Source organism: Mesorhizobium vachelliae, assembly GCF_033977325.1.
Taxonomy (GTDB): domain Bacteria; phylum Pseudomonadota; class Alphaproteobacteria; order Rhizobiales; family Rhizobiaceae; genus Mesorhizobium; species Mesorhizobium vachelliae.
In genome coordinates this window covers 509,029-531,285 of record NZ_JAVIIR010000003.1, presented here as the reverse complement: position 1 = coordinate 531,285, position 22,257 = coordinate 509,029, and the positions used below count along the sequence as shown (strand labels likewise).

Here is a 22,257-nt window from a genome sequence, read left to right as displayed (position 1 = left end):
GTGGCGCTGGCAAGACGGCGCGCCGACCGCCGCATCGATTACTGGCCGGGCTTCGTCGACGCGCTGTCGACGCTGCTTTTGGCCATCATGTTCCTGCTCACGGTGTTCGTGCTGGCGCAGTTCCTGCTCAGCCGCGAGATCTCCGGCAAGGACACGGTGCTGAACCGCCTCAACTCGCAGATCAACGAGCTGACCCAGTTGCTCGCGCTGGAGCGCTCGAACAGCCAGGATAAGGAAGATACTCTCGCCAACCTGCAAGCTTCGCTCTCGGCGGCGCAAGCCGAGAAGAGCCGCCTGGAACAGTTGCTCTCGCAGGGCGCGGGCGCCGGCGACGCGGCCAACAAGCGGGCGGACCAGCTTTCCGGCGAGCTCAGCAACCAGCGCCAGATCAGCCAGCAGGCGCTGAGCCAGGTCGAGATCCTCAACCAGCAGATCGCGGCGCTGCGCAAGCAGATCGGCGCGCTGGAAGACGCGCTCAACGTCTCCGAGCAGCGCGACCGCGACTCCAACACCAAGATCGCCGATCTCGGCCGCCGCCTGAATGTCGCGCTTGCGCAGCGCGTCCAGGAGCTCAATCGCTACCGTTCCGACTTCTTCGGCCGGCTGCGCGAGATCCTCGCCGACCGCGAGAACATCCGCATCGTCGGCGACCGCTTCGTCTTCCAGTCGGAAGTGCTGTTTCCCACCGGCTCCGACGTGATCAACGATGCCGGCAAGGTCGAGATGAAGAAGCTCGCCGACGCCATCATCGAATTGCAGAAGGAAATCCCGCCAGAGATCAGCTGGGTGCTGCGCGTCGACGGCCACACCGACAACCAGCCGCTGTCCGGCACCGGCCGCTATCGCGACAACTGGGAACTGTCGACCGCGCGCGCCACCTCGGTGGTGAAGTACCTGATCGAGAACGGCGTGCCGGCCAACCGGTTGGTGGCCGCCGGCTTCGGCGAGTTCCAGCCGCTCGATCCTGCCGACACCGACGAGGCGCGCAGCAAGAACCGCCGCATTGAGCTGAAGCTCACCGAACGGTGATTTAACGCATGTCTCGCGAAAGTGGGAGCCGGTCTCGGGGCAAAGACATGCGTGAAATCAAAGCCCTGAAGCGCACGGAGCTTATCTGAAAGATCGCGGCGTGCTTTGGGATCACGCCAAGTCACGGGAAGTTGTTTGTCGGCTGAATACTTAGCGCGGCAAGTTCCGGCGACAAGGCTTGAAAACATTATCTTTTTTTAATTACACATCGCAAATCGGCGCACCTAATTTGCCGCGCAGGGCCGGGGACCGCCGGCGGTGCCTCCCATCGCGACGCGACGGAACCGGACGGCCCGGAAAGGTCGGAAGGCAATGCGGCAGGGCCGCTTCCTTCCCTGTAGGAGGATGCGCCGCCATGCGCGCTTCAACATCTCTCAAGACAGTAACCCTGGCTGCTGCGCTGATCGCGGCCTCGCTTGCCGGCGCGTATGCGGCCGGGCACCACAAGGGGCTTCTCGACGCGACCCCTCCAGCCGATTTCATCGGACCGCGCGTGACCGGCCTGATCGATCAGGTCCAGGGCGTGGATCAGGGCATCACCGACGCCCGGCAGGCAAACAACATTTCAGCTGCCGAAGCGCAGCAACTGCATATGCGCGCCGCGCGCATCAGCCAGGCCGCCGAGCATGTCGCGGCTTCGGATCACGGCAGGATCCCCTCCGCGCAATACCATGAGCTGCTGCGGAGGCTCGACAATGTCGACCAGAGGCTGATGAACGACACCGGCAGCGGCTTCATGCTGGGTGACGGCTCGGACGGTGGCAATTACCCGAACGGCTAGAGGATTTGCTCCGGGTAAAGAGGAAGGGACCAACTGGCGCCCGCGGGACCTGGCCCCGAGGGCGTCCTTTTTCGATTGCGTGCTGTTTCGACTACAGGCCGAGCCAAAGCGCGACGATGGCAAGCACCGCCGGCACCGTTTGGATGATGAGGATCTTGCGGCCGACGGTCGCCGCGCCGTAGAGGCCGGCTATCACGACGCAGAGCAGGAAGAACATCTTGACCTGGAACCCGGCGGCGCCGAGATAGAGACCCCAGATCAGCCCCGCGGCGAGGAAGCCGTTATAGAGCCCCTGATTGGCGGCAAGCACCTTCGAGGCGCTGGCGAATTCCGGCGTCAGCTTGAACGCCTTGCGGCCGCGGCGTGTCCCACAACACCATCTCCAGATAGACGATATAGCAATGGATCAGCGCCACCAGTCCGACCAGGATATTGCCGATCATCGTCCCCTCCGGCAGTTTGTTCCCGACATTGATCACGCAGTCGCCTCACAAGGCAAGACGGCTGATCCCCTGACGGCTTATCCTTTGGCGGCTGGTCAGGGTTGCCAAGCTCGATGCCTTGGTATCTTTTCGCGCCAGCCAAATTGAAGCTGGAATCCACCATGTCCTTCCAAAAACTCGACGAACTCGGCCACAAGCTCGAAGCGCTGGAACACGCTTTGGCCATCCTCGGCGCCGACGAGGCGACGCATATGGCGGTGGGCGGCGGCGAAAAGCGCGCCGAAGCGATGTCCTCGCTTGCCGGCATGCTGCATCGCCAGGCGACCGCGCCCGAGATCGGCGACTGGATCGCCGCCGCAGAAGCCGAGCCGCTGAACGACGAGCAGCAGGCGGCGGTCAGGGAACTGCGTCGCCAATACACCAACCTGACCTGCCTGCCGGCCGAATTCGTCGAGCGCCAGACGGTGGCGCGCATGCGCTCCGAGCAGCTCTGGCGCGACCTGCGCGCCAAGAACGATTGGGCGGGCTTCCTGCCGGCGCTGGAAGGCATCGTGGCCCTGGTGCGCGAGGAAGCGGCTCTGCGCGCCGACGCGCTCGGCCTTGCCCCCTATGACGCGCTGATGGAGCAGTATGATCCCGGCAACCGCGCCGCCGAGATCACGCCGGTGTTTGCCGAGCTGAAGGCCTTCCTCAAGGACTTCCTGCCGCATGCGCTGGCCGTGCAGGATGCGCGGCTGGCGAAGCATCCGCTGAAGCCGCTGTCGGGCAGCTATGCCGTCGACCGCCAGCGCGAGCTCGGCCTCGCCATGATGGCGGCCGTCGGCTTCGACCTCACCCATGGCTCGCTGTCGGTGTCGCACCATCCCTTCTGCGGCGGCGTGCCGACCGACGTGCGCATCACCACCCGCTACAAGACCTCCGACTTCCTGTCGGCGCTGATGGGCGTGCTGCACGAGACCGGCCACGCGCTCTACGAGCAGAACCTGCCGAAAGCCTGGTCGCATTGGCCGCTTGGCAAGGCGCGCGGCATGGCCGTGCATGAGAGCCAGAGCCTGTTCGTCGAAAAGCAGATCGGCCGCAACCCGGCCTTCTGGCGCTGGGCGCTGCCGGTGGTCGAAAAACATCTCGGCGAAGCCTGGTCGCTCGACGACATCCTGCCGCATGTCCACCATGTCGAGCGCGGCTTGATCCGCGTCGACGCCGACGAGGTCACCTATCCGCTGCATGTCATCCTGCGCTACGAGATCGAGCAGGAGCTCGTCGCCGGCCGGCTGGAGGTCGCCGACCTGCCCGAGGCCTGGGATGCCAAGATGCGCGACTATCTCGGCCTCTCGACCATCGACAACCCGGCCGACGGGCCGATGCAGGATGTACATTGGCCGAGCGCCGCCTTCGGCTATTTCCCCTCTTACACGCTGGGCGCCATGATGGCGGCGCAGCAATGGGCGGCCTTGACGAAGGAGCACTCATCCGCCGACGCGGACCTCGCCAAGGGTGATTTCAGCGCCATCAACGAGTGGCGACGCCAAAGAATCTGGTCGCAGGGCTCGCGCTGGTCGACCCCGGAGCTGCTCGAGCGCGCCTCCGGCGAGAAGCTCAACGCTTCCTATTTCACCGACCATCTGCGCAAGCGCTACAGATAACGCCGACAGGGCATTTGATTTTCATACTCCAAAAGCATACATTTTCGTATGAGAAAGGAGCACGCTATGGGAGTTCCAGTTTCGAAAGAACGTGCCACCTTTTCTATCGCCGCGGACATAAAGAGCCGGCTTGAGGACGAAGTGCCGAAAAGCGAAAGGTCGCGCTTCGTGGAAAAGGCAATCGATCAAGCGTTGCGTGAAGTTACCGTGAACCGTCTCAAACGAATGCTGGACGAATTGCCGCGCAATTCCAATGTCAAAGGCGAAAGCATCGCTGATTTTCTACACGCCCAACGTATGAAATGGGATGGTCGGCCGCTCGACGTGCTTGAGGGCAAGAATGATCGTCGTTGATGCGTCGATTTTCGTGAAGCTTTTCAAGCAAGAGGAAGATAGCGAGGCTGCGCGCAACTTGGTCGATCACATGCTGGAGCAGGGACAAGGCTTTCTCGCTCCATCGATAGTTCTGTACGAAGCTCTTTCAGCCGCTTTACATGTCGAATTGCCGCTCACTACGGTAGGCCAGCTTTTCGATCAATTTCGCGAACTAGGGCTGGCGATCGAAGAGCCCACCACGCGAGATTTGGCAACGGCCGAGAAGATCGCAACATCAGCCACATCCGGAAATGGCTATCCCACTTTATTCGACAGTATCTATCACGCTATGGCGCTTGAACGTGGCGGCATTTTTGTCACGGCCGACCAGCGCCACATTACCAAGGCTGGGCAGTTTGGCAGTGTTGTGCTGCTGGCGGATTGGCAACCCGGCTGATCTCTCTTTTACTCCGCCGCGCCCCTGAAGGCGCTGGCTCCAGTCTCGAACTGCAGCTTGGCGAGCCGCGCGTAGGTGCCGCCCTTCGCGACTAGGCTCTGATGCGTGCCTTCCTCGACGATGCGCCCGCCTTCCATGACGAGGATGCGGTCGGCCTTGAGCACAGTCGCCAGCCGGTGCGCGATGACGATGGTGGTGCGGCCGCGCATGAGCCGCTCCAGCGCCCTTTGCACCAGCGTCTCGCTCTCGGCGTCGAGCGCCGAGGTCGCTTCGTCGAGCAGAAGGATCGGCGCGTCGCGCAGGATGGCCCGCGCGATCGCGATGCGCTGGCGCTGGCCGCCGGACAGCGTCACGCCGCGCTCGCCGACCTGGCTGTCATAGCCCTTGTCGAGCCTGGCGATGAATTCGTCGGCAAGCGCCGCCTTGGCCGCGGCCTCGATCTCGGCTAGGCTGGCGCCCTGCCGGCCGAAGCCGATATTGTCGGCAGCACTTGCCGCGAAGATGGTGACGTCCTGCGGCACGATGGCGATGCGCTGGCGAACCGCTGCCGGATCGGCCCCGCGCACGTCGACGCCGTCGATGACGACGCGGCCGCTCTCGGGATCGTAGAAGCGCAGGATCAGCGAGAAGACGGTGCTCTTGCCGGCGCCGGAAGGCCCGACGATCGCCACCGTCTCGCCCGGCTTCACCTGAAAGCTCAGGCCATGCACCGCGGCGCGGTCCGGCCGCGCCGGATAGGAGAAGGAGACATCGTCGAAGCTGATCGCGCCCTTGGCGGTGGCCGGCAACGCTACGGGATCGACGGGCCGCTGGATCGCCGGCGTCTCAGCCAGGATCTCTGTCAGCCGCTCGGCGGCGCCCGCCGCCTGCGACAGCTCGCTCCACACCTCCGACAGCGCGCCGAGCGCGCCAGCGGCAAACACCGAATAGAGCAGGAACTGGCTGAGCGTGCCTGGCGACAGCGTGCCGGCAAGCACGTCGCGCGAGCCGAACCACAGCACCGCAACCACCGAGGAGAAGATCATGAAGATGGCAAAGAAGGTCAGGAACGAGCGCGCGAACACCGAGGCCCGCGCCGCCTCGAAGGCGGCGTCGACCGCTGCGGCAAAGCGGCCGGTGACCAGCTTCTCGTTGGTGAAGGCCTGCAGCGTGCGCACCGCGCCAATCTGCTCGCTGGCATAGGCGGTGGCCTCGGCAAGCGTATCCTGCGCTTGCCGGGACTTGCGGCGCACCGAGCGGCCGAAGGCGACCAGCGGCAGCACGATCACCGGGATGGCCACCAGCACGAGGCCCGAGAGCTTCGGGCTGGTGACGACCATCATCGCCACAGCGCCGAGGCCGAGGATGAGGTTGCGCAGCGCAACCGAGGCGGTGGCGCCGACCGCCGACTTCACCTGCGTGGTGTCGGCAGCGAGCCGCGACACGATCTCGCCCGAATGCGCACGATCGAAAAACGCCGGCGATAATGTCGTGACATGGGAAAAGACGTCGCGGCGAATGTCGGCGACGACCCGCTCGCCGAGCGTGATGACGAAATAGTAGCGGCTGGCCGAGGCGGCCGCCAGCAGCGCCGCCATCACCACGAGCGCGGCGAAATATTCGGCGATGAAAATGGAGCCCGAGGCCTGGAATCCATGGTCGATCATGCGCCGCACGGCCATCGGCAGGGCAAGCGTGGTCACCGCCGCCACGATCAGCGAGATGATGGCGCCGATGGCGAGCTTCCGGTAGCGGGTGATGTAGGGAAAAAGGTTGCGGAGCGGCCGGACCGAGCGTCTACGCTCGCTTGCGCTGCCACCGATTTCCGCCATGAGCGTTTCCTCTGGCCGCTTGGCGGGGCCGCGCTTCAATATGCGCCCGCCGCGGCCTTGTGATTCAATTCCGGCTGATGTATAGGCTCGCCGACCGTTTTAGAAGCCGTGGCTTTTCATTAGCTGCGGCTTCGAGTTTTAAAAAGGGGCGCATCGACGCAGGCCTTTGGCCCGCCACCAGCGCCGGCAGCCAGGAAATAAGACAATGAAGGCCGATATCCATCCCGACTACCACACCATCAAGGTCGTCATGACCGACGGCACCGAATACCTGACCCGTTCGACCTGGGGCAAGGAAGGCGACACGATGAACCTCGACATCGACCCGACCACGCACCCGGCCTGGACCGGCGGCCAGCAGACCCTGCTCGACCGCGGCGGCCGCCTGTCAAAGTTCAAGAAGCGCTTCGAAGGTTTCGGCCTCTAAGCCGGATACGCCTGCAGGATTTGAAAAACCCGCCTCCAGGCGGGTTTTTTGTTGCCTTGACGCCCTGTCGATAGGAGGCTGAGCGGACCAAAGTGAGGGCACACCCGTGATGGATCTCAAGGACGAACGATGGTCTGATCTGCGAGGTGGATACAAAGTCGTTTACGATCCGAGACCTGCCTTGCGCGCATTGGCGCTTCGTTACGACGACAAATCGCTCTGGGATCAACTGTGGGAGGAATTGCATCATCAAGGCGATGTCGGAGACGCCTCTTACGCCGCGATTCCTGAGATCGTTCGCATCTCAGCTGAGCACGTTCCCGCCAACTGGGCGACCTATGGCCTTGCCGCTGTAATCGAAGAGGCTCGACGGACTAACGAACGGAACCCGCCGATCCCAGATTGGGTCGAACCACACTACCGCTCGGCTTGGCAGACGCTTTTCCACCTGGCTTTGCGAGACTTGGCAAATACCACAGACGAGGCGACGGTGATATTTGCGTTGGCGATAGTCGCCTTTCATCACGGTCAGGTCAGCCTAGCCCGAATGACGATGTGTACCGACGACGAGCGCGAGGAGATGCTTACGCAGTATTTCGGCCGGTAGCCGGCTACTCGCCCACCAACTCCCTCAGCCCCATGCGCTTGTAAGCCGCGACCAACCTGTCACCCTCTTCGCGATCGACCGAGATTGCCAGCCGCACGGCCGCCTCGCCCATCTGCCACACCAGGAATGCCGTCGTCTCCAGTTCGACCGGATCGGTGTCGGGCCTGAGCCGCTTCAGCACCGCCACCAAAAATTCGGCATTGGCGCGGCTGTCCGCCAGCTCGAGCGCGCGCAGCGCCTTGTCGGCCTGCGTTCCCGACCAGACATCGCGTATCACCGGCTCGGCCAGGAACAGTTGGTAATAGATGTCCACCAGCTCTGAAAACGCGCTCTTGAAACCCTCGACATCGCCGACATCCTCCAGCGCCGCAGAGATGCAGGCCTGGCTTTCGGCCGTGTAGCGCTCGGCAAGCGCCCACACGATCGCCTGCTTGTCCGGAAAGAACTGGTAGAGCGAGCCGATCGAAACCCCTGCCCTTTCCGCCACCTCGCCCATGCGCATGGCATCGCTGCCCTGCTCGGCAATCAGCGCCGAGGCGGCCGCGAGCATCCGCTCGACCCGCTCGCGGCTGCGCTGCTGGCTCGGCGACCGGCGAGGCGAGGCGATGGCCGCCTGGTCCGGCTTCGCGGCGACTTTTCCATCCATGGCTCTCTCCGGGCCGTTTTCGAAACTGGCTTGACTCGCAAAATACGAGGGTTTATCACGTTTTGCAAATGTGAGACTCACTCATGTTTTGAAGCGGAACCCGACACCTGGAGCAACCGAGATGATCAAACTACTTCCCACCCTCACCTTCATCGCCGCGATCGGCTCGGGCGTCGTCGGCGGCGTGTTCTTCGCTTTTTCCAATTTCGTCATGGCAGCACTTGCCCGGCTGCCTGTCCCGAGCGGCATCGCGGCGATGAACTCGATCAACGTCACGGTGATCACGCCGACCTTCATGACCGCGCTGTTCGGCACCGGCCTGATCTGCCTGGTATTGATTGCCGCCGCTTTCCTCGGCTGGAGCCAGTCGGGCTCGTACTGGCTGCTTGCCGGCGCCGTGATCTATTTCGTCGGCAATCCGATCGTGACCATGGTCTTCAACGTGCCGCTCAACGATGCTTTGGCCGCCGTCGATCCGGAGAGCGCCAACGGCGCCGCCGTGTGGGCGAACCACCTGAGCCAATGGGTGATGTGGAACCACGTCCGCACCATCACCGCCATCGTGGCGATGGCCTGCTTCATCATGGCGTTGATTTGAGGAGATGCAGCCGCAATGCAAAAAGACCCGCCTCAGGCGTCTTTTTTATGATCCTTGCGGTCGGCGTGCCCCAGATCCCGGTCCGGGTCGATGACGTCGCGGACCAGCTGCTTCAGCTTCGCCGCATCCGGAAACCCGCCGTCGCGCTTGCGGTCCCAGATGAGTTGATCGTTGCAGGCAATGGTGAAGATGCCGCCGGTTCCCGGCACCAGCGCCACCTCGCCGAGATCGGTGCCGAAGGTCGAGAGCAGTTCCTGCGCCATCCAGCCGGCACGCAACAGCCACTGGCATTGCGTGCAATAGGTGATGCGGATGGCAGGCTTCTCGCTCATGGAAGATTGAGCTTCGCTCATATCGTGTCGCGTGGCCGGTCAGGCCGCGCTGAGCTTGGCCATCGTCTCGTCGTCGACCTCGAAATTGGCGTAGACGCTCTGCACGTCGTCATCGTCCTCAAGGGTCGCGACCAGCTTCATCAGCGACTGCGCGCGTTCTTCGTCGACCGGGACGTTGTTCTGCGGCTGCCAGATCGGCTTGACCGATTCCGCCTCGCCGAGCGAGGCTTCCAGCGACTTCGACACTTCGCCCAGATTTTCGAAACTGCAATAGATCGTGTGGCCTTCCTCATCGGACTCGACGTCATCAGCGCCGGCCTCGATCGCGGCTTCCATGACCTTGTCGGCGTCGCCGGCGGAAGCCGGGTAGTAGATCTCGCCGACGCGGTTCCACATGAACGACACCGAGCCGGTTTCGCCGAGGGCCCCGCCGGCCTTGGTGAAGGCGGCACGCACATTGGAGGCGGAGCGGTTGCGGTTGTCGGTCAGCGCCTCGACGATCAGCGCGACGCCGCCGGGGCCGTAACCTTCATAGCGCACCGCTTCGTAGTTCTCGCCGTCGCCGGCGGAGGCCTTGTTGATGGCGCGCTGGATATTGTCCTTCGGCATCGACACGGCCTTGGCGTTCTGCACCGCAAGGCGCAGCCTGGGATTCATCGCCGGATCCGGCGTGCCGGTCTTGGCGGCGACGGTGATTTCGCGCGCCAGCTTGGAAAACATTTTCGACCGCACCGCGTCCTGACGGCCCTTGCGGTGCATGATGTTCTTAAACTGCGAATGGCCAGCCATGGCACCCCTGTCGTGTTCGGCTAGAGCATCTCGAAGCGAGGTGTCATCACCGCGTCTTCGGCAAATGCTCGAATTCAATCTTTCAGAACGTCCCGGGCATGCCTGCGAAGGCACGCGGCGCTCTTTGTCGGAATGGCCGGCTTATAGATAAATCGGCTCAATTCGTCCAGACGCGCCGTCACTCCGGCGCCGAAGAGGCCGCTTAACCCTCCAGATCGGACTTCAGCCGATCGAGAATGCTGATGGCGTGGCCCGCATATTGGCTGATCCAGCGATCATGGATCTGCTTGATTGGCAACGCATTGAGATGGTTCCAGCGCTCGCGGCCCTCACGCCTCGCCACGACCAGGTCGGCCTCCTCCAGCACTTTCAGATGCATCATCACCGTGCAGCGGTCCATGTCCGGGAAAGCCTCGCATAGCGCGCCGGTGGTCAGCGGCTGATCCTTCAGGCGATCCAGCAATTCGCGCCGGCGCGAATGCGCCAAGGCCTTGAAAACATGGTCGTCCGCAGTTTGACTTGACATGTTACGTTTCTATAACATATCGTTTCGCGCAGCAAGGAAGGAGTTGTGGATATGTCCCTTGGTTTCAGGATTTCCGGACGCATCGGCAAACCGGTCGCCGAGGTCTTCGACGCCGTCGTCAACCCGACGAAGCTCAGCGGTTATTTCACCACCATCGGCGGCGCTTCGGCCCCGCTTGTCGCCGGCACCACCGTCACCTGGTGGAAGATGGTGCCGGTCGAGGTCGACGAAGTGACGAAGGACAAGCGCATCGTGCTGCGCTGGGACGCCACCGACGCCAAAGGCAAGCCGGCCTACAAGACCCGCATCGAGATGAATTTCGAGCCCTTGGAGGACGGCGGCACCTTCGTCACCATCGCCGAGGAAGGCTGGCGCGAAGGCGGGGTCGGGCTGAAGAAGTCCTACCTCAATTGCGAAGGCTGGTCGCAGATGCTCGCCTGCATGAAGGCCTATCTCGAATTCGGCATCAATCTGCGCGACGGCTACTACCGAAGCGAGCTGCGCGGCGAGCCGGCCAACGAGACCAACATCTGAGCCCGACATTCAAGTCTCGATATCCGGCAAGAGGAGGCCGCCCGATGACGAAAGCAACGCCATTCCTGATGTTCGAGGGAAAGGCCGAGGAGGCCATGGCCCTGTATTGCGAGACCGTTCCGGAGAGCCGCGTCCTGGACGTCACGCGCTACGGCGCGGGTGAGGACGGTAAGGAAGGAACGCTCAAGCTGGCGCGCGCTTTGATCGGCGGCGTCGAGGTCAGGATCTACAACAGCCCGGTCCACCACGCCTTCACCTTCACGCCGTCCTTCTCCTTCTTTGTCGACTGTTCGTCCGAAGAGGAACTGGAGCGTATCGTCTCCGTTCTCTCCAAGGACGGCGGCTTCCTGATGCCGACCGGCAATTACGGCTTCAGCCGGCGTTTCGCCTGGCTCAACGACCGCTTCAGCGTATCCTGGCAGATCAACCTGCCCTGAACAGGGCAATTCCAGCGAAGGGTGAGGCGCTTTCGCCGGAATCCCGAAACCGCAAATGTCCTACGGCAAGTCGGCAATTGAGGAGGAAAACCATGGAACTCAAGGAAGCTCCAACCGCCGAAACCGCCATGCTGATCCGTCGGCCGGTCGCCGAGGTGTTCGAAGCGATCGTCGATCCGGCGGTCACCACGAAATTCTGGTTCACGCATTCCAGCGGCAGGCTGGATGAAGGCAAGCCGGTCAGGTGGGAGTGGCGGATGTATGGCGTCTCGACCAGTGTAGAGGTGAGCGAGATCGTTCCCGGCAAAAAGATCGTCATGGAGTGGAGCGATCCGCCGACCACTGTCGTCTGGTCATTCACCGAAATGCCCGGCGACAGCACTTTCCTCGAAGTCCGCAATTTCGGCTTTGCCGGCTCCGCCGACGAGCAGGTCAACCAGGCGATCGGCTCGACCGGCGGCTTCTCGCTGGTGCTGGCCGGCGCCAAGGCCTGGCTGGAGCAAGGCCTGACGCTCGGCCTGATCGGCGACCGTCACCCGAAGGGCGTAAAATGAATTCGTCATGCTAGGGCGGAGCAAGGAGCGAAGCGACACGCGCAGACCCTAGCATGACGAAGGTGTCCGGCATCAATGCCCGCCGCCCGACCCCTGCTTCTTGCGATGTCTTGCCAGCATGTTGAGGCTCTCGACCAGCGCCGAAAAGCCCATGGCCGCGTAGATGTAGCCCTTGGGCACATGGTAACCCATGCCGTCGGCGATCAGCGTCATGCCGATCATCAACAGGAAGCCCAGCGCCAGCATGACGATGGAGGGGTTCCTGGCAATGAAATTAGCCAGCGGCCCGGCTGCCAGCATCATCGCGCTCACCGCCACGATCACCGCGATATACATGATGGCGATCTCGTCGGTCATGCCGACGGCGGTGATGATGGAATCGATCGAGAAGACGAGGTCGAGCAGGAGAATCTGGAAGATCGCTCCGGCAAGGCTCATCTGCAGCGTGCCGCCGACCATCGTGTCCTGATGGTCCTGCGGGTCGACCGTGTGATGGATTTCCTTGGTCGCCTTCCAGACAAGGAACAGGCCGCCGGCGATCAGGATCAGGTCGCGCCAGGAAAAGCCGTGGCCGAAGGCTGTGAACATCGGCGTCGTCAATTGCACGATGACCGAGATGGTGGCGAGCAGGATGAGGCGCATCACCAGCGCGGCCGAGATGCCCAGCCGGCGCGCGCGGGCGCGCTGCGCTTCCGGCAATTTGTTGGTCAGGATCGAGATGAAGATCAGATTGTCGATGCCGAGCACGATCTCGAGCACCACTAAGGTCAAAAGCGCGACCCATGCGGTCGGATCGGAAACAAAGTGAAAGTGCGGCGCCAGGAATTCGACAAGCTGCATGGAGGTCGTCCCCTCTACGATCTAGAGCAGTGTCGCCGGCAATTAGGTACTTTGCACACTCATATCAATGTCACGACCAGAAAGACGGCGCCGTTTCTTCCAGCCGCGGCCCGCGACGAAACGGCGCTATTTTCTCGGCAAGCCCGGTGCGGTCGGAAATATCGACGCCGACGCCGCAGAGCGTCGCCGGCCCGCTCGCGGCCTCGAAACGGCCTTTCGGCACTTTCGACAGGAAGCGATTGAGCGGCTCCTCCTTGTCCATGCCGAGCGAGGAATCGTAATCGCCGCACATGCCGGCATCCGAAATATAGGCGGTGCCGCCATTGAGGATTTGATGGTCGGCGGTCGGCTGATGCGTATGCGTGCCGACCACGAGGCTGGCGCGGCCGTCGACGAAATGCGCGAAGCACATCTTCTCGGAGGTTGCCTCGGCGTGGAAATCGACGATCGCGGCGTCGGCCTGCTCACCGAGCGGACAGGCGGCGAGCTCGCGCTCGCCGGCCTGGAACGGATCGTCGAGCTCGGGATGCATGAAGACGCGGCCCATGATGTTGGCGACCAGCACGCGCGCGCCATTGCGGGCGATATAGACGCCCGAGCCGCGCCCCGGCGTGCCCTTGGGAAAATTCGAAGGCCGCAGGAAGCGCTCCTCGCGCGGCGCGAAGATCAGCGCGTCGCGCTGGTCCCAGACATGGTTGCCGGTGGTGACGACATCGGCGCCCGCCGCGAGCGTCTCGCGGAAGATCTCCTCGGTGATGCCGAAGCCGCCAGCGGCGTTCTCGCCATTGACGATGACGAAATCGAGCTTGAAGTCGGAAATCAGCCCCGGCAGCTGTTCCCAGACCGCCGTGCGTCCCGTCTTGCCAACCATGTCGCCGAGGAAGAGGAGTCTCATGCGATCCCGAGCTGAAGCCTGCCAAAGCTGCATGACTTCCGCGAAAGACCATGCGCCCAAAGAAACTATCTACAATTGGGGCGTGAACCGGCGCAACCCGCTCTCGGTCAGTATTTCCGAAATGATGATGTCGTGGTCTTCATTGGGCACCAGCGGCACTTCCTGGCAATCGAAGGCGATGCCGATCAGCCTGGGCTCGATGCCCTTGTCGGCGAGCCTGGCGATGGCGCGGTCGTAATAGCCGGCGCCGTAGCCGATGCGGTGGCCGCGGGCGTCGAAGGCGGCAAGCGGCACCAGCATCAGCGTCGGGTCGAGCACTTCCGCCTCTTCATGCGGCCCGACGGTGCCGAAGCCCATCTCGACCATGGGCGCGCCGCGCACCAGCTCGCGGAAGACGATCGTCGTCTTGTCGAGGATCGCCGGCAGGCAGAGCCTGGCGCCCTTCTCGCGCAGCGCGAACATCAGCGGCCGCACATCGACCTCCGAGCGCATCGGCCAGAAGCCGGAGACGACCCGACCGGGCTCGAAGTCGATCTTTTCCTTTGCCGTCTCGGCCATTTCGAGCGCGATTTCCACGCGCCAGAATTCGTCGAGCGCATCGCGGCGCGCCAGCGCTTCCTTGCGAAGCTGTTTTTTCAGGTCTTTTGAAGGTGACATGCGACGACGGTAGAGATGGCCAGATCTGGGCGAAGTTGCAGGAGCGACGTTTTCTACCGCAAGTCTCCCGAAGTCGGGAGAGCGGCGATCCACACAACCGGTGGAGAGGTCGATCCCGGGTGCCTACAAAGTAGGTGGGCGCCGTGTGAGAAAACCCACGGGTCTTCCCAGGGACAGCTCCCTAAGGATCGATAAGGCCCCGGGGATAAGTTTCTCCTGCCGGGAAGCGCAGACCGCCGGGAGCAAATATAGGCCGATGGTTAGCCATGCGCCAGAGAAACGGACGACCATTTGCGCGTAATTCGTCTTGCGGGCCATCCCGACAAGAAGCTCTTCGGCAACCGCCCTTGCGCGGCCCGTCCAGCCTCCTTACGGTCCGGCCGCACGGACAGGAGAAAAAATGCGTTTCGAAGGCACAGCGGCTTATGTCGCCGACAAGGATCTGATGGTCGCGGTCAACGCCGCGATTGCGCTGGAGCGGCCCCTGCTGGTCAAGGGGGAGCCTGGCACCGGCAAGACCGAGCTCGCCCATCAGGTGGCTTCGGCGCTCGGGCTGGAGTTCATCGAATGGAACGTCAAGTCGACCACCAAGGCGCAGCAGGGCCTCTACGAATATGACGCCGTCTCGCGGCTGCGCGACAGCCAGCTCGGCGACGAGCGCTTCAACGACATCGCCAACTACATCAAGCGCGGCAAGCTGTGGGACGCCTTCGCGGCGCAAAAGAAGGTCGTGCTGTTGATCGACGAGATCGACAAGGCCGACATCGAGTTCCCCAACGACCTCCTGCGGGAGCTCGACCGGATGGAGTTCTTCGTCTACGAGACCGGCGAGACGATCCGCGCCGAGTTCCGCCCGATCGTCATCATCACCTCCAACAACGAGAAGGAGTTGCCGGACGCCTTCCTGCGCCGCTGCTTCTTCCACTATATCCGCTTCCCCGACATGGACACGCTGCACCGCATCGTCGAGGTGCATTATCCCGGCATCAAGCAGAATTTGGTGCGGGCGGCGCTGACCCAGTTCTACGAGATCCGCGATGTGCCGGGCCTGAAGAAGAAGCCCTCGACCTCCGAAGCGCTCGACTGGATCCGCCTGCTTGTCGCCGACGACATCGCGCCCGAAGACCTGCGCGCCGATCCGAAGAACATGCTGCCGAAACTGCACGGCGCGCTGCTGAAGAACGAGCAGGACGTGCATCTGTTCGAGCGCCTGGCCTTCATGGCCAGACGGCAGCAATAATGCATGTCGCCCAGAAGTGTGGAGCGGCTCTGGGACGACGACATGCATAAAACAACGACCTAGCGCGTCGCGCTTTAGCCCGGCAGCAATAGCGCTTTTCCCGTCCGTGGACCGTTGCCCGCGGGCGGCCGCTGCCGCAGCTTCGGGTCCAAAATATTGGAGGAAAAAATGTCCGAGATCACCATCCGCCCGCTCGCGCAGTCAGACCATGCCGACTGGCGCCGGCTTTGGACCGACTACCTGACCTTCTACGAGACGAAGCTGCCGGAAGAGGTCTACGCGATCACCTGGAAGCGGCTGTTCACGGACGGCGAGTTCGAGCCGAAGGGTTTCATTGCCACGCTCGACGGCGAGGCCGTCGGCCTCACCCACTATCTCTATCACCGCTCCGGCTGGTCCGAGAAAAACAACTGCTACCTGCAGGATCTGTTCGCCGACCCCGATGTGCGCGGCAAGGGCGTGGGCGCTGCGCTGATCAAAGCCGTGCAGGACGAGGCCGGCAAGATCGGCGTGACGAACGTCTACTGGATGACGCACGAGACCAACGCCACCGCGCGCCGGCTCTACGACCATGTGGCGCGCCGCACAGGCTTCATCGAATACGATCTGCTATGAGAGTGGCGCAGGTTGAAATCATTGCCCTTGCGCAATATATTGCGCATTAAGCCATAGCTATGCCGCTCATCGAAACCAATACGCGCAAGATCATAGCGAGGCTATTGCGCAACGGCTGGGCGAACATCGGCGGCGGCAAGCACGATAAATACGAGCATCCGGAAAAGCCGGATGTGACGATTATCGTGCCAAGGCATCGCGAGCAGTCTCCGGGTGTTGCACGCTCGATCGCCAAGCTCGCCGGATGGATTTGAGGTCTGATCACATGACGCACTATGTCGGAATTCTGGACGGCGCGGACGATGTCTGGGGAGTCCGGGTGCCGGACCTCCTAGGTTGCCATGGCGGCGGCGCCAGCCCCGAGGACGCGATCGCCGATGCAACATCGGCCGTGCGCGAATGGGCTGAAGCTCGATTGGCAAAGCATGTCTCACTACCCGAAGCGCGAACGGTGGCGGATCTGTTAAGATCAGGTGAGATTGATAGCGCCGCAGGCGAATCTGCCGTCATGATCCCGCTGCTTATCGACTCTGGTCGGCCGGTCCGGGCAAATCTGTCGTTGGACGCGGGTCTGCTTGCGGCGATCGATGCCGAAGCCAACCGCCGAGGCCTGACACGCTCGGCCTTCATCGCAAGTGCCGCGCGTGAAAAGATCGAGGGGCATAGATAGCAGTCCGGCGATGTTCATCTCCTTCTTCGTGGAACTGAAGGCCGCGCGGGTTCCCGTTTCGCTGAGGGAATATCTGTCGCTGCTGGAAGGGCTGGAGGCTAGGCTCGTCGACTATGACGTCGAGGCTTTCTATTACCTCGCCCGCTCGGCCCTGGTGAAGGACGAGCGCCATATCGACCGCTTCGATCAGGTCTTCGCGCATGTCTTCAAGGGCGTCGAGGCACTCGGCGGCCCGGATGCCGTCGATGTAGCCAACATCCCGGAGGAATGGCTGCGCCGTTTGGCGAAAAAGCACCTGACCGAGGAAGAAAAGAAGCTGGTCGAAGCGCTTGGCGGCTTCGACAAGCTGATGGAGACGCTGAAGCAGCGGCTCGAGGAGCAGAACGGCCGCCACCAGGGCGGCTCGAAATGGATCGGTACCGGCGGCACCTCGCCCTTCGGCGCCTATGGTTACAACCCCGAAGGCGTGCGCATCGGCCAGCACGAAAGCCGGCATCGCCGCGCGGTGAAGGTCTGGGACAAGCGCGAGTTCAAGAACTTCGACGACACGGTCGAGCTCGGCACCCGCAACATCAAGGTGGCGCTGAAGCGGCTGCGCCGCTGGGTGCGCGAGGGCGCCGAGGAGGAATTCGACCTGCCCGGCACCATTCACGCCACCGCCGAGCACGGCTATCTCGACGTCAAGACAAGGCCTGAACGGCGCAACGCCGTGAAGCTTTTGATGTTCTTCGATGTCGGCGGCTCGATGGACGACCACATCCGCGCCGTCGAGGAGCTGTTCTCGGCCGCGCGCGCCGAATTCCGCCAGCTCGAATATTTCTACTTCCACAACTGTCTCTACGAGCGCGTCTGGAAGGACAATCGCCGGCGCTTGGCGGAGACGATCCCGACCTTCGACCTGATCCACAAATATGGGCCGGACTACAAGGTCATCGTCGTCGGCGACGCCTCGATGAGCCCTTATGAGATCGCACATCCGGGCGGCTCGGTCGAGCATTGGAATCCGGAAGCCGGCGGTGTGTGGCTGGCGCGCCTGTTGCAGCAATGGCCGAATGCGATCTGGCTGAACCCGGAAGCCGAGAAGAACTGGCGCTACACGCATTCGATCGCCATGATCGGCGAGATCTTCGGTGGCCGCATGTTCCCGCTGACATTGGCCGGGCTGGAGTCCGCAACCAGGCAACTGTCGCGCAAGCACTGAACGCTTTCGCTGGCAGCGCTTGTAACAAACGCCTAAGTTTCCGCGAATACCCGTTGCAAGCACAACGAGCCGCCAAGGCCGAGGAGATTTCATGGACACCCACGCCTATCCCGTCACCCGCACCGATGCCGAGTGGCGCGCCAAGCTGACGCCCGAGCAATATGCCGTCATGCGCAACCACGGCACCGAGCGCCCCGGCAGCTGCGCGCTGCTCTATGAGAAGCGCGCAGGCACCTTCTATTGCGTCGGCTGCGACCAGCCGCTGTTCGAATCCAAGCTGAAATTCGAGAGCGGCACCGGCTGGCCGAGCTTCAACGATCCGGTGCCGGGCTCGATCGAGACCACCGTCGATCGCAGCTACGGCATGGTCCGCACCGAATGCCATTGCGCGCGCTGCGGCAGCCATCTCGGCCATGTCTTCGAGGACGGCCCGCCGCCGACCGGCCTGCGCTATTGCATCAATGGCGTAGCGCTGCGCTTCGAGCCGGCGGCCTGATGCCTCGGAAATGACTTTGCAAAGGGCGGCTTCGGCCGCCCTTTTTTCGCGTGGAGCAATTCCAGGAAAAGTGTGACGCGGTTTTCCGTTAAAGCATGTCTCCCGAAAGTGGGAACCGGTTTCGGGATGAAGACATGCGCAAAATCAAAAACCTAAAGTGCATGGAGCGAATCTGAAAGATCGCGACGCGCTTTAGGAATTGCTCAATAGAGAAAGCTTTCAAGCCACGACCGTCGCGATCAGCCAGAGCGCCGAGCCCAGCATCATCAGCTGCGCCTTCAAGCCGCCGCTCTTCTCCGCCGCCCGCCAGACGACGATGGTGAGGAAGATGTTGTAGGGAACGGGGAGGAAATGCACCGCCAGCACCAGCCAGAGCGGCAGCTTCAATCCAAGCAGGATCAGTGCCGCCGCCGAAGAGGCGATGCTCAAGATCGTCCCCACCAGCAGCATGTCACACCAGAACAGCCGATCGAGCGGAACCTCGCCCCGCCAGCGCATGCAGAAGAAGTTCCCAATCACGGGTTGCCTACCCTTGCGCCAGGACCTCGGTTACCGCTTGCTCGAAGCGCGAGCACTCCGTCACCAGCCAGTCGGCCATGGCCGGCCAGTTGTCCTCGGCGTAGCAGTTAACGTGCCATAGCGAATTGATGCCAAGGTCTTGCGCGCTCTGGTCGGGCTTGAGCTTCAGCCTCGCTTCGATCGCCGGCTGAAAGGGTTTCAGCCGCGACCAGGACTCCGTGGCGCCGAACTTCTCATTGCGCCCGAAGAAGACGCCGACATGGTTCTGCGCCGGCGCGACATACATGGAAAGCACCAGGGCGAAATCCGGTAGGCCGCGCTGCCAGAACCAAGGCCCGCGCCGCGCCAGCCTGGCCTTTTCTTCCGGGTGCCGCTCGGCGAACAGCGCCCAGAAGCCGCGATGGCGGAACTCCGAGGCGCGACGGCCGCCGAAGTCGAATTCGTTCATGGCCGGCCTCCGGCCATGAGGCTCGGACCATGCCGAGAGCGGCCTTGTAGAGGTCGAGGATGGACTGCTCTTCCTGGCGCTCGGCCTGGTCCTTCTTGCGCAGCCGCACGATGGTGTGGATCGCCTTGGTGCCGAGGCCTTTTCGCCCCTACGTGAATCTGTCGTCCAACTCCCATACGCTCCATCCCTTCAAAGCCACGCGCCATAACGGATTCCATCCGGGCACTTCTCCTCCAGGCGACACCGACATAGGCGTGTGGGGGCGGCGCGTAACTCAATAACGCTGTAGCCGCCCCCGCATGCACGGTGGTCATAGCCGCCATCGGAAGCCTGACAAAGCGCCATCGCACACTTCGACTATATCGGAGATGTCCGCAAACTGGACGACCTCGCCGATCCAGTACAGAACATCTGCTTGGGTTCCCTGGCGCGACAGCGGACTTTCGTCTTTCGAGGGTTCGGATGCCAATGGGGTCTACGAGTTTCGTGTCCTGGTTCGGCCTGCTTCAGGGCAAGCAAAGTTCGAGCGCTCCGGAGGCATCATCCATCGCGCCTTCGCTCGTAGGCTAGAAAGATTGACGAGCTCCCACTCATCGCGAGATCTTTGCGCCGACGCAAGCTTCGACGGTCCGAGCTAGGCTAAGGCTAATACCGGAGCGGTGCGGCCGCGATATGCCATCAATCGAATGCCCAGTCCGCTGTTGCAGTGGCACCATCTCTTTCAGCAGCAGCGGGCATCACGGATGTCGGTCGCTCTCCTGCTGGGTGCAAGGCATCGGCCTGCGCTCGAGAACAGAGGGCTTGGGAAAGTGAGAGGACCGACTTGGGGGATGATGCCGGCGACAGAGAGCGGGTGGCATGAGGCGTGGTCCGCTCATCTTTCATGCGGCCGGCGTATTCTTCGCCCTCGCCTCCATTGTCGCGGCCGTTCTGCCATGGCTTTGGCTGTTGCCGCTGGTGGACCCCTGGCAAGCGCATGTCAGGCTGGGGATATTCGGTTTTGGCGGCATGGCGGTCTCGGGCTATCTTCTGACTGCCCAGCGAGCGTGGACCAGGCAGGAGGCTCCCCTGCCGACGCTGGGGCTGGCCGCCCTGGCCTTGGGCGCGCGGCTACTGGCACTGGCCGAGCCGCAATCGACCTGGCTGGTGTGTCTGCCCTCGCTGGTCGTCGCGCTCGCGACTCTGCTGCCCGTTCTGCAGGCAAGGCGCTGGGACAAGGTGCCGCTGGCTCTCGTGCCGCTCGGCCTGGTGATAGCGGAAGGGGCATTGATCTGGCAGCAGATACCGGCTGCGGCACTTCCCCTGGCGATGGGCGCGCTGATCCTGGCGGTGGGCGGCCGGATGATACCCGCATTCCTGATCGAAGAGCGTCGGCGCCGCGGCTTGCCCCAACGGCATGCAGCGTCCATGTGGCCTGGCCTCGTCATGATGGGCGTTGGAGCCGCATCAAGCGGAGCGATTGGGACATCGGCACTGGCGGTCGCCGCGCTGTGGGTGCTCCACAGAGCCTGGGGCGGGCTTGGAGCGTGGCCGGCAAACCAGATGCTGTGCCTGGGTTATGCGGCCCTCGCGGCCGGACTCCTCGGCATTGTGGCCGCGCGGCTGGGGATGCTGCCGCCATTGGCCCAGGTGCATCTGCTGGCAATGGGTACAATGGGCTCGATGGTAGCGGCGGTGGCGGCAAGGGTTTCGATGCGTCGCATCGAGGGCATCGGCCTGGTGCCGCTGACGCGCCACTGGATCGCGCTGTGGCTGATCCTTGCTGCAACGGGCGCGCGCTGTCTGGCTGAGATGACCACGCCTCACCATGCGCTAATGACCATGGCAGGCATCGCTTGGTCAGCGGCGTGGCTTCTGTTTTTGTCGGCGCATGTCGCCGCCCTACGGCATCCGGCACCCTTCCCGCTTCTGAGCGCCGAGCGCGTCAGATCCAGACTGGCTTGAAAGTATCGCCGTAGACGCGGGAGGCACCACGTCGATAGCCCTGCGTCAAAAGTCGGCTGCCGTCTTGTTCAGGCTCAGACGCACCATTTCAGCGGGCCGCTTCGTACGAACGATCTGATAGCCTCGCCTTCCGATCGTCTCTGTGATCGAATTGTAGATGCGGCCTCGTCCGGCCGCGCGCATGGTGGTGACGGGCTTGTTCATCAATGTGCTGCGGGGCACAGACGATGGTTCTTTGCACTAGCGCAAACTACGTCGAATTCACGCCCACCCTCCCTGTTGCCCGAAATAGGCTGAGCGGGAGGTCAGGGGCGACCTGACGCAAAGCTTCAGCTGCACGCGGCATCACACAACTTGGCATCGGACGGCGACGGCGCGCCAGGCTCTCTTTTGCGGGGTTGGAATTGGGTCGCAAAAGATCGGCCGCAGCCGATGCCGGTTGTGGCGGTCACACCATGCCGAGAGCGGCCTTGTAGAGGTCGAGGATGGACTCCTCCTCCTGGCGCTCCGCCTGGTCCTTCTTGCGCAGCCGCACGATGGTGCGGATCGCCTTGGTGTCGAAGCCGGTGCCCTTGGCCTCGGCATAGACATCCTTGATGTCGTCGGAGATCGTCTTCTTCTCTTCCTCGAGTCGCTCGATGCGCTCGATGATGGTGCGCAGCTGGCCGGCGGCTACAGTCTGGCTGGTCTCGGTGATTTCGTCGGCCATTTCTCTCTCCGCGTCTTTTTTAAGCCAAGGCGATTCCCGCCATGGCGAATTGGAGCGGGTTCCCTGCCCGAGCGGGCGCGGCGGGTCAAGACAC

The 22,257-nt window shown here is 62.9% G+C and carries 31 protein-coding genes, 1 other RNA gene and 1 pseudogene; 18 read left to right on the top strand and 15 right to left on the bottom strand.

Features of this window, described 5'->3' with window-relative positions; genetic code table 11:
* Both RFM41_RS09520 and RFM41_RS09515 read left to right on the top strand, forming a co-directional pair.
* Window positions 1-1,029 carry a peptidoglycan -binding protein gene (locus tag RFM41_RS09520; RefSeq protein ID WP_320247163.1) on the top strand — a complete coding sequence of 343 codons (1,029 nt, stop codon included), beginning with the start codon at window positions 1-3 and terminating at the stop codon, window positions 1,027-1,029.
* Between the two features lie 355 nt (window positions 1,030-1,384).
* A complete protein-coding gene (locus RFM41_RS09515; RefSeq protein ID WP_320247166.1) occupies window positions 1,385-1,810 on the top strand; it encodes a hypothetical protein in 426 nt (141 codons plus the stop codon).
* 91 nt (window positions 1,811-1,901) lie between these two features.
* Here RFM41_RS09515 and RFM41_RS09510 read toward each other — a convergent pair whose 3' ends face one another.
* Window positions 1,902-2,198 carry a DUF1304 domain-containing protein gene (locus RFM41_RS09510; RefSeq protein WP_320319260.1) on the bottom strand — a complete coding sequence of 99 codons (297 nt, stop codon included), beginning with the start codon at window positions 2,196-2,198 and terminating at the stop codon, window positions 1,902-1,904.
* A 216-nt stretch (window positions 2,199-2,414) separates the two neighbouring features.
* On the opposite strand from RFM41_RS09510, the gene RFM41_RS09505 reads away from it, so the two are divergent.
* From RFM41_RS09505 to RFM41_RS09495, 3 genes are all read left to right on the top strand, one after another.
* Window positions 2,415-3,896, top strand: coding sequence for a carboxypeptidase M32 (locus RFM41_RS09505; RefSeq protein ID WP_320247169.1), 1,482 nt, complete (start codon window positions 2,415-2,417; stop codon window positions 3,894-3,896).
* Between the two features lie 66 nt (window positions 3,897-3,962).
* Window positions 3,963-4,250 carry a hypothetical protein gene (locus RFM41_RS09500; RefSeq protein WP_320247172.1) on the top strand — a complete coding sequence of 96 codons (288 nt, stop codon included), beginning with the start codon at window positions 3,963-3,965 and terminating at the stop codon, window positions 4,248-4,250.
* Window positions 4,237-4,668, top strand: a complete 432-nt coding sequence (locus tag RFM41_RS09495; protein WP_320247173.1) for a type II toxin-antitoxin system VapC family toxin — start codon at window positions 4,237-4,239, stop codon at window positions 4,666-4,668. Before RFM41_RS09500 ends, RFM41_RS09495 begins: the two co-directional genes overlap by 14 nt.
* An 8-nt stretch (window positions 4,669-4,676) precedes the next feature.
* Here RFM41_RS09495 and RFM41_RS09490 read toward each other — a convergent pair whose 3' ends face one another.
* Complete coding sequence (locus RFM41_RS09490) at window positions 4,677-6,479, bottom strand: ABC transporter transmembrane domain-containing protein (protein WP_320247174.1); 1,803 nt, start codon at window positions 6,477-6,479, stop codon at window positions 4,677-4,679.
* Between the two features lie 205 nt (window positions 6,480-6,684).
* Between RFM41_RS09490 and rpmE the strand changes: the two genes are divergently transcribed.
* Together rpmE and RFM41_RS09480 are read left to right on the top strand one after the other, a co-directional pair.
* Complete coding sequence (gene rpmE / locus RFM41_RS09485; protein ID WP_040974396.1) at window positions 6,685-6,906, top strand: 50S ribosomal protein L31; 222 nt, start codon at window positions 6,685-6,687, stop codon at window positions 6,904-6,906.
* 109 nt (window positions 6,907-7,015) lie between these two features.
* A complete protein-coding gene (locus tag RFM41_RS09480; protein WP_320247176.1) occupies window positions 7,016-7,513 on the top strand; it encodes a hypothetical protein in 498 nt (165 codons plus the stop codon).
* 4 nt (window positions 7,514-7,517) lie between these two features.
* Here the strand turns inward: RFM41_RS09480 and RFM41_RS09475 are convergent, their stop codons facing one another.
* Window positions 7,518-8,159 carry a TetR/AcrR family transcriptional regulator gene (locus tag RFM41_RS09475; protein ID WP_320247178.1) on the bottom strand — a complete coding sequence of 214 codons (642 nt, stop codon included), beginning with the start codon at window positions 8,157-8,159 and terminating at the stop codon, window positions 7,518-7,520.
* Window positions 8,160-8,280: 121 nt separating this feature from the next.
* On the opposite strand from RFM41_RS09475, the gene RFM41_RS09470 reads away from it, so the two are divergent.
* Complete coding sequence (locus RFM41_RS09470) at window positions 8,281-8,757, top strand: anthrone oxygenase family protein (RefSeq protein ID WP_320247180.1); 477 nt, start codon at window positions 8,281-8,283, stop codon at window positions 8,755-8,757.
* A 32-nt stretch (window positions 8,758-8,789) separates the two neighbouring features.
* Here the strand turns inward: RFM41_RS09470 and RFM41_RS09465 are convergent, their stop codons facing one another.
* From RFM41_RS09465 to RFM41_RS09455, 3 genes are all read right to left on the bottom strand, one after another.
* Window positions 8,790-9,089 (bottom strand): Rdx family protein, encoded by a 300-nt coding sequence (locus RFM41_RS09465; protein WP_320247182.1) that lies wholly within the window; start codon window positions 9,087-9,089, stop codon window positions 8,790-8,792.
* A gap of 39 nt (window positions 9,090-9,128) precedes the next feature.
* On the bottom strand, window positions 9,129-9,878 hold the full coding sequence (locus RFM41_RS09460; RefSeq protein ID WP_320247185.1) for a YebC/PmpR family DNA-binding transcriptional regulator: 750 nt from the start codon (window positions 9,876-9,878) through the stop codon (window positions 9,129-9,131).
* A 202-nt stretch (window positions 9,879-10,080) separates the two neighbouring features.
* Window positions 10,081-10,404 (bottom strand): ArsR/SmtB family transcription factor, encoded by a 324-nt coding sequence (locus RFM41_RS09455; RefSeq protein WP_320247187.1) that lies wholly within the window; start codon window positions 10,402-10,404, stop codon window positions 10,081-10,083.
* Window positions 10,405-10,455: 51 nt separating this feature from the next.
* On the opposite strand from RFM41_RS09455, the gene RFM41_RS09450 reads away from it, so the two are divergent.
* From RFM41_RS09450 to RFM41_RS09440, 3 genes are all read left to right on the top strand, one after another.
* Complete coding sequence (locus tag RFM41_RS09450) at window positions 10,456-10,938, top strand: SRPBCC domain-containing protein (RefSeq protein ID WP_320247189.1); 483 nt, start codon at window positions 10,456-10,458, stop codon at window positions 10,936-10,938.
* A 44-nt stretch (window positions 10,939-10,982) separates the two neighbouring features.
* A complete protein-coding gene (locus RFM41_RS09445; protein ID WP_320247191.1) occupies window positions 10,983-11,375 on the top strand; it encodes a VOC family protein in 393 nt (130 codons plus the stop codon).
* Between the two features lie 92 nt (window positions 11,376-11,467).
* A complete protein-coding gene (locus RFM41_RS09440; RefSeq protein ID WP_320247193.1) occupies window positions 11,468-11,929 on the top strand; it encodes an SRPBCC family protein in 462 nt (153 codons plus the stop codon).
* Between the two features lie 72 nt (window positions 11,930-12,001).
* Here RFM41_RS09440 and RFM41_RS09435 read toward each other — a convergent pair whose 3' ends face one another.
* From RFM41_RS09435 to ssrS, 4 genes are all read right to left on the bottom strand, one after another.
* On the bottom strand, window positions 12,002-12,769 hold the full coding sequence (locus tag RFM41_RS09435; RefSeq protein WP_320247194.1) for a TerC family protein: 768 nt from the start codon (window positions 12,767-12,769) through the stop codon (window positions 12,002-12,004).
* Between the two features lie 70 nt (window positions 12,770-12,839).
* Window positions 12,840-13,664, bottom strand: a complete 825-nt coding sequence (locus tag RFM41_RS09430; protein WP_040991654.1) for a TIGR00282 family metallophosphoesterase — start codon at window positions 13,662-13,664, stop codon at window positions 12,840-12,842.
* Between the two features lie 69 nt (window positions 13,665-13,733).
* On the bottom strand, window positions 13,734-14,321 hold the full coding sequence (locus RFM41_RS09425; RefSeq protein ID WP_320247196.1) for a 5-formyltetrahydrofolate cyclo-ligase: 588 nt from the start codon (window positions 14,319-14,321) through the stop codon (window positions 13,734-13,736).
* 82 nt (window positions 14,322-14,403) lie between these two features.
* Window positions 14,404-14,559: non-coding RNA, 6S RNA (gene ssrS, locus RFM41_RS09420), on the bottom strand.
* A 162-nt stretch (window positions 14,560-14,721) separates the two neighbouring features.
* Here ssrS and RFM41_RS09415 point away from each other — a divergent pair.
* The 6 genes from RFM41_RS09415 (at window position 14,722) to msrB (ending at window position 18,543) form a co-directional block, all read left to right on the top strand.
* Complete coding sequence (locus tag RFM41_RS09415; protein WP_320247198.1) at window positions 14,722-15,561, top strand: AAA family ATPase; 840 nt, start codon at window positions 14,722-14,724, stop codon at window positions 15,559-15,561.
* Between the two features lie 168 nt (window positions 15,562-15,729).
* Window positions 15,730-16,176, top strand: coding sequence for a GNAT family N-acetyltransferase (locus tag RFM41_RS09410; RefSeq protein WP_320247199.1), 447 nt, complete (start codon window positions 15,730-15,732; stop codon window positions 16,174-16,176).
* 59 nt (window positions 16,177-16,235) lie between these two features.
* Entirely contained in the window at window positions 16,236-16,430 is a 195-nt protein-coding gene (locus tag RFM41_RS09405; protein ID WP_320247201.1) for a type II toxin-antitoxin system HicA family toxin, read from the top strand.
* An 11-nt stretch (window positions 16,431-16,441) separates the two neighbouring features.
* Entirely contained in the window at window positions 16,442-16,846 is a 405-nt protein-coding gene (locus RFM41_RS09400; protein WP_320247203.1) for a type II toxin-antitoxin system HicB family antitoxin, read from the top strand.
* Window positions 16,847-16,856: 10 nt separating this feature from the next.
* Window positions 16,857-18,047: a vWA domain-containing protein gene (locus RFM41_RS09395; RefSeq protein WP_320247204.1), complete on the top strand. Its 1,191-nt coding sequence runs from the start codon at window positions 16,857-16,859 to the stop codon at window positions 18,045-18,047.
* Between the two features lie 91 nt (window positions 18,048-18,138).
* Window positions 18,139-18,543, top strand: coding sequence for a peptide-methionine (R)-S-oxide reductase MsrB (gene msrB / locus RFM41_RS09390; protein WP_320247205.1), 405 nt, complete (start codon window positions 18,139-18,141; stop codon window positions 18,541-18,543).
* 219 nt (window positions 18,544-18,762) lie between these two features.
* Here msrB and RFM41_RS09385 read toward each other — a convergent pair whose 3' ends face one another.
* The 3 genes and pseudogenes from RFM41_RS09385 to RFM41_RS09375 form a co-directional block, all read right to left on the bottom strand.
* Window positions 18,763-19,041, bottom strand: a complete 279-nt coding sequence (locus tag RFM41_RS09385; RefSeq protein WP_320247206.1) for a hypothetical protein — start codon at window positions 19,039-19,041, stop codon at window positions 18,763-18,765.
* A 28-nt stretch (window positions 19,042-19,069) separates the two neighbouring features.
* Complete coding sequence (locus tag RFM41_RS09380) at window positions 19,070-19,510, bottom strand: hypothetical protein (RefSeq protein WP_320247208.1); 441 nt, start codon at window positions 19,508-19,510, stop codon at window positions 19,070-19,072.
* Between the two features lie 25 nt (window positions 19,511-19,535).
* A pseudogene (locus tag RFM41_RS09375) lies at window positions 19,536-19,649 on the bottom strand (GapR family DNA-binding domain-containing protein); the annotation flags it as partial.
* 719 nt (window positions 19,650-20,368) lie between these two features.
* On the opposite strand from RFM41_RS09375, the gene RFM41_RS09370 reads away from it, so the two are divergent.
* Complete coding sequence (locus tag RFM41_RS09370) at window positions 20,369-21,454, top strand: NnrS family protein (protein ID WP_320247210.1); 1,086 nt, start codon at window positions 20,369-20,371, stop codon at window positions 21,452-21,454.
* A 45-nt stretch (window positions 21,455-21,499) separates the two neighbouring features.
* Here the strand turns inward: RFM41_RS09370 and RFM41_RS09365 are convergent, their stop codons facing one another.
* Complete coding sequence (locus RFM41_RS09365) at window positions 21,500-21,658, bottom strand: hypothetical protein (protein ID WP_320247211.1); 159 nt, start codon at window positions 21,656-21,658, stop codon at window positions 21,500-21,502.
* Between the two features lie 244 nt (window positions 21,659-21,902).
* Window positions 21,903-22,163: a DUF2312 domain-containing protein gene (locus RFM41_RS09360; RefSeq protein WP_040991643.1), complete on the bottom strand. Its 261-nt coding sequence runs from the start codon at window positions 22,161-22,163 to the stop codon at window positions 21,903-21,905.
* Window positions 22,164-22,257 lie beyond the last annotated feature (94 nt).